Annotated in this window: 5 protein-coding genes; all 5 read right to left on the reverse strand. The window is 40.3% G+C overall.

Features of this window, described 5'->3' with window-relative positions; all coding sequences use genetic code 11:
- Window positions 1-15: 15 nt before the first annotated feature.
- On the reverse strand, window positions 16-1,407 hold the full coding sequence (locus tag WA010_RS01540) for an MlaD family protein (RefSeq protein WP_422555417.1): 1,392 nt from the start codon (window positions 1,405-1,407) through the stop codon (window positions 16-18).
- Window positions 1,408-1,420: 13 nt separating this feature from the next.
- A complete protein-coding gene (locus WA010_RS01545; protein ID WP_422555418.1) occupies window positions 1,421-3,553 on the reverse strand; it encodes an LPS-assembly protein LptD in 2,133 nt (710 codons plus the stop codon).
- The gene (locus tag WA010_RS01550; protein ID WP_422555419.1) at window positions 3,546-3,995 is read right to left on the reverse strand and encodes an RDD family protein; all 450 of its coding nucleotides are present in this window, start codon (window positions 3,993-3,995) and stop codon (window positions 3,546-3,548) included. The genes WA010_RS01545 and WA010_RS01550 overlap by 8 nt, the downstream gene beginning before the upstream one ends.
- Window positions 3,995-5,263: a phosphoribosylamine--glycine ligase gene (gene purD / locus WA010_RS01555; RefSeq protein WP_422555420.1), complete on the reverse strand. Its 1,269-nt coding sequence runs from the start codon at window positions 5,261-5,263 to the stop codon at window positions 3,995-3,997. Before purD ends, WA010_RS01550 begins: the two co-directional genes overlap by 1 nt.
- A gap of 370 nt (window positions 5,264-5,633) precedes the next feature.
- A partial coding sequence (locus WA010_RS01560; protein ID WP_422555421.1) for a uroporphyrinogen-III synthase occupies window positions 5,634-6,150 on the reverse strand: 517 nt, incomplete at its 5' end.

Below are 6,150 nucleotides of genomic sequence, written 5' to 3' on the forward strand. Positions count from 1 at the left end.
GCGAAATGCGGATGGCTATCGTGACATTGAGGTAGCACCGGTTATATATTTAAGGTCATTATCAATAAAGCGAAGACCTAGCCCTAAGAATATATTTTGTGATTCAGGATTAAGAAAATTATCCCATCCACCATAAAGTTCAAGATGCTTAAGCATTTGGTATCGTACTTGTGTTCTCAAATGCATTCTTTGGGATCTGAAATCATTAACGGCATTAAAGTCAAATGCTTCAGCACTAAATTTTAAGCGATCATGATTCATAAGATAATCGACACCAATTCCACCTGTTGATTCAATTGCACCAAACCGGAGTAAAGTATTATCAAAACGTTTTCCGTATTGCATTGAATAATAGGTTTTACCTTTTAAGTGTTTGACAGGAATAGAATTTGTGTAATCATCTGTACTGATCAAATCAAACATATAATAAGTTTCGGGATTAGGGAGATAGTTAACCCCTAAATAAACTTTTCCATACTGATCGCGCATCATGTAATCGGTATGCATTGCAATTTGTAATTCGCTCGTCGTAAAGTCACTCAACAGAGAATCAATTTTTCCAAATGCCTCTTCACCACTTTTGAAAAATGATCCGGCATTGGCTATGGTATCTTTCAATGAAGAACGATTTTCCGTGAGCATAATACTCATATTATCTTCGAGTTTGACAAATTTATCGACTGCTTCTGGTAGTTTCTGTTCTAGTGCGCCACTAATATTATCGAGTCGAGTCGAAAGTGAATTAATACGTGCCATGATTGCCGGAAGATCTTTATTTACCGTATCGGCTGTCTGATTAAACCCGGCACTCATTGATCTGAAGTTTGCAATTGCGGCATGTAAATCTTCACGATTTTCAACGATTACTCCATCTAAATTGACTCCTACATTACGGAAAGCGATGATCATCTCTTGAATTGCAGCGCGGTGTTCATCATCTAATGTGGAACGAAAATCATGGAGTAATAATTCCAATTCTTTTGCTGCCGCATTGACTGAATCACTGGTTTGGTCAAATGAAGCATAGCGTTTAGATTGTAAAAGAGTACCATCATGGGCTAAAAAAGTACTAGAATCTCCTACAACAATATTAATGACCTTAGAGCCTAAAAGAGACTCTTGTGTCACGATTACCGATGAATCATCTGGAATCTTCACCGTATTATCGATCATAAGAGTTAGTTTAACTCGTTTCCCTTCAATCATCAGCTCATTGACATCACCGATTGTTACCCCATTCATTAAGACATGAGTATGTTTTTCAATTCCGGAAGCATCTTCGATATAAGCAAAGATCTTATACCCTTCTTGCCCCCATTTTCCCAATGATGTCACTTGAGTTGAGAGAAACAGCAATGCAGTCAACGCCATAATAACAAAAAGACCTATTTTTGCTTCTAATTTCATATGCTATCCTCTTTTAGTGGGTTAGTCTGTAATTAAACTCAGAGCCACCGATCGGTTTGAGAATAATTGTAATAAAGATATAAGAGTCATCAACTGAATTGTTGTTAATGTCGTTTGTTACAATTGGACGTCGGTTTTGAACATATCGAATTCCAAAATCAAGACACCGTTGAGAGTACAAAAAACCTATTTCGCTCCGTTTCATCAAATCTTCTCGATAGTCATATGCTACCAAACCAAAAATTTTATAATAACGATTATATCGATACGCTGCATCTGCTGTCCAATACGACGAATAAACCGGAAGATTATTCCGTAATTCATCTGTGTAATAATGGCTTATACTTGCCATGGCAACTCCGTCATTATAGCGAAGAGAATTTTGTTCTTTTGTTATACGATCACGATCGTGGTTAAACGAGGTTTGATTGTAAAAGAAAATGGCCTTAGAAATTTCCCATTCAAGCTCATTTTGGAGTTCTCCGTAATAACTTCTAATCTCATCATACGAAAAGTTTTGCGAAAGGCGGTCAGTCAAAATTTGTTTTCCATCTTTCAAAAGGTAGTTTGTTAACCCAAGCGCCAATGTATCGCTCGGTTCGCTCAGGCTGTAATATTCACATGCGGCGATAGTATTTCCAGGCACACATACCTCACTATCATGATATGTTTTGTAATAACCGCTATAGAAACGTTTCCCTGATTCGGTATAACTGATGAATGGGTTAATTACATGTGTATAGTTCTCATAAGGACGAACTAGTGTAGAGGAGAGGGATAGCGTATGATCGAGTTGGGCATAAAAGCCCTGTTCGTAATCGACATTATCCCCTGATTTTGGATTTCCATAAAAGCTGATTGCTTTGGAGGTGAAATTTGCGGTATAACTTAAATCGAGATACTCATCAAATAAAGCAGTTTGGAGTGTCAACGGAACATTAAAATCGCCTTGAATAGCCCGTTTTCCATCGGGACGATAAAAATGCGTTGCCATTGCATCACTGCTGAGAAGAAGGTGATTTCCTAAAAAGCTCTCCAAATAACGATGGTATTGAAAGTTCGGAAGCGTTTGGATTGTTTGAGCATTACTCTCTTGATCCAAATACTGATAGTGTTTAAAGTAGGTTCCAAAATAATTATCCTCACTGCTGTAATAGGCGTTGATACGGGAAAGTACTTGATTCGCGGTCACATTTTGTGTTTCGTCGCTTTGTTGTAAGTTGAGATAATCGACATCATTCATCCATGATCCATCAACATAAAGACCCGATTCACCCTCAAGGTCTGCATCAAACCACTCTCGTAAAGGGGCACGATGGCGATAGTTGATATCGTATCCGTAATGTTTGAGATTGGCTAAATCATATTCTTTTGCATATTTGGCTTGTTCTTCAAAGTAACCTAAACGTATTGAACCTTCTGATGAAGCAGTATCAACAAACCTAAAATCAGTGTAAATTCCAGAACCGCGTGATGTACGAATTTGAGGACGAAATTCTGCGTCCCACCAATTTTTAGGTGCAAAATAAATGGGTTGTTGATAGTAGAAGCCTTCTGAATTTGATAATCCAAATGTAGGGATAAGTAGTCCGCTGCGGCGAGTGTCATCGGTTGGATATCCAAAATATGGGAGATAAAAAACGGGAAGATCTTTAATTTCTAAACGTGCGTTATAGAGATTGACCCACATTGCTTCGGTATTATAATCAGCATTGCTGAATCGTATTTTCCATAATGGATCAACTGAATTACATCCAGATAAAGCACCTTCGGAGAGGTTAATTTCACTTTTACACGCCTCTGCATTGGCACTGCTAACCCAAGTTTCCGAAGTTTGATCTAGCATATAATAAGGTTCGGAATAGCGGGTTTCACTTGTTAAGTTAATACGCGAATAATCACTAATGATAAGGTACTGTTTTGCTTTAAAGACATTAACAGCTCCTTTAGCCTCTATAATACTGCTATTTCGATCATAGGTTATTTCATTAGCACTTAGTATCTGGTCTTGATAAAGGACAACGGAACCGTTTGATGATTTTACTATTGATCCGTTCGCATCAACATCAATACCAAATAACTCTACTTTCTCATCTCCCAATAACAGTGTTGAGGTGATCAAGCTGATCCAGTACAGTTTACGCATTAATCACCAAAGTACGTCCAATTCTATCATGCCAACTGCGCTGATAGGGATCAAGTATTGCCCAAATAAATCCAAGATAGAAAAGAAGTTCACTGATTACTCTAAATACGCTTCGATTAAATGCACTTAAAAAAGTTGGATTGGAGAGGGTAGAGAGTTCAATTATGCGGATTTTCATAACGATTTTTCCAAGACTTGCACCGTACTGCATCACAAAAAAAGTTTGATAAAGAATTTTAATCGCCATATATTCCAACAAAAAGCTATTCGTTACTGCGATCATGGCCTCTAATGTATCAGCTTTACCAATAGTATCCCATAAAACAATAAGCATAATAACTGATAAAAGAAGCTCATCAATTCCAAAAGCAGCAACCCTTTGACGAATCGAAGCAAGAGAAATCTGCTCACGTTGGATCAGTGATTCAAGCTGTTCATTCATTATCGCAATGCCTGATATGCGATGTCGCCACGCAGTTTTTTACCCGCAAAGTGGACTTGTCCGCAGAGCATATAAGCACGATCACGCGCCTCTTTGATACTCTCACCCACACCGACACAAACGAGAACACGCCCGCCCGTGGCGTAGAGTTTACCGTCTTCTTCCGCTACACCCGCATACGCGATATGGGTGTTTTGTGCAATCTCATCATGGTGAATTTCATCGACGATGATCTCTGCTGGTTCAGAGTTGTCATACGGATAGTTTCGGCTCGCCATAACGACACCGACCGCGTATTTATCGTAAAATTCGACGTTTAATATATCGAGTTGCTTGGTAGCGGCTTTATAAAAAAGCTCACTAGCAGGTGTTTTCAAAAGCGGCATTAAAATTTCGCATTCAGGGTCGCCGAAACGGACATTAAATTCCAACGTAATCGGCTCACCGTTCACGATCATCAACCCGATAAAAAGAACCCCCTCAAACGGTGCTCCCTCTTCTTGCATCCCCTTAAGCGTAGGGCGGACGATACGATCTTTGACTTTTTCGTAAATTACGTCATCCACAAGCGGTGTCGGGGCATAGGCACCCATCCCACCGGTATTGGGACCTTCGTCATTATCGAGTAGACGCTTGTGATCTTGTGCAGCTTGCAAGAGGATAAAATCTTTTCCATCGCACAGAGCAAACATGGAGAGCTCATACCCGTCTAAAAATTCTTCAACAACAACCCGTTTACCGGCATCGCCGAACGATTTTCCGCTGAGCATTTCGGAGACGGCTACTTTTGCCTCTTCGTGACTCATAGCGATAATAACACCTTTTCCCGCACACAAACCGTCGGCTTTGACAACGATCGGAGCGGTTAGCGACTCGATAAATTTGAACGCATCACCGATATGATCGGTTTCGATATAGCGCGCTGTCGGGATGTTATATTTAGCCAAAAAGTTTTTCATATAGACTTTTGAGCCCTCTAACTGTGCCGCCGCTTTGCTTGGACCGAAAATAACCAACCCTTTAGCTTTAAACACATCAACGACTCCGTCGCTGAGCGGCCCCTCAGGTCCTACGATAGTTAAATCGATACCATTGTCCACCGCAAATTGTGCCAATTCTTTGTAATCTTTAATCTCAACATTGGTGCCTAACATCGGTGTTGCACCGTTGCCTGGAGCGAAAAAAAGCTCAGTTACTTCGGGATCTTGTTGTAATACCCGTCCGATTGAAAATTCACGTCCACCGCTGCCGATTACCATTACTCGCATAGATCACCTTGAAAAAATTTAATTATCTTATCTAAAACACGTTAACGTCATTCAAATCAAATAATTCTGCTTCGTCAGAAGCTAGCTTCAGTAGCCCAAGCGGCTAACGTAGATGGAGGGATTTTATTCCTCTATCGTCTAATCATATATATTAAATCCCAGGCGGGCGTTTCGCAGTAGCTTTGGTTCTTCAAAGCTGTAATTGCGCCACATCGAGCGTCTCTTCCGGCGGCAATCTCTCATGCGTTAGCACTCAAACAAGACCACCGACACACCGAAACGTCTACAGATATGACTAGTTGTATATGTAGAACCCTCATATTGCGATTACTCGCTACGCCCAGAGAATAGGATTATATCCTCAAAATGCTTAAAACGCAGATGTATCTTGGGCAATTTTTCGAGCCAGTTCAATCGCCGATGCAACACTGGTTTTGGGACTTACATGAACCTCTTTAGCATTGTTAAAAGCAGCGCGTGTTGTTTTTCCGATAGCAACGATACTGTAGGTGGAGAGGATCGGATAGGAAGCGCAAAAACACTCTATCGATGAGGGAGAGGTAAAGACCAAAATGGCATCTTTGTCTATCGTATAGTTTCTTGCTTCTTCATTACATGTCGTCTCATAGACGATTGCTTCATCGATATGAAATCCCTCGTTTCGTGCCACATCAACCCATTCACTTGCGACGACTTTTGGACGGAGATAGAGCCACTTACCTTGACGTTTTTTTGCCTTCAATACACTCGGTATCGAGGTTCCGTATCCATTTCCTACCTCTATATCCAGGGCACCCGCATCTCTAGCACAAGAAGCTGTCCCTTCTGAGACACAAATACATTTTAGTTTATTCCAATCGAGAAGATAATTTTCTAGCGTCAAAATA

Origin of the sequence: Sulfuricurvum sp., assembly GCF_049305995.1 — a bacterium.
Lineage (GTDB): Bacteria > Campylobacterota > Campylobacteria > Campylobacterales > Sulfurimonadaceae > Sulfuricurvum.

Excerpts from the sequence above, each read along its gene's own strand:
- WA010_RS01540 (WP_422555417.1), bottom strand. The coding sequence starts at position 1,407 with ATGAAATTAGAAGCAAAAATAGGTCTTTTTGTTATTATGGCGTTGACT.
- WA010_RS01545 (WP_422555418.1), bottom strand. The coding sequence starts at position 3,553 with ATGCGTAAACTGTACTGGATCAGCTTGATCACCTCAACACTGTTATTG.
- WA010_RS01550 (WP_422555419.1), bottom strand. The coding sequence starts at position 3,995 with ATGAATGAACAGCTTGAATCACTGATCCAACGTGAGCAGATTTCTCTT.
- purD (WP_422555420.1), bottom strand. The coding sequence starts at position 5,263 with ATGCGAGTAATGGTAATCGGCAGCGGTGGACGTGAATTTTCAATCGGA.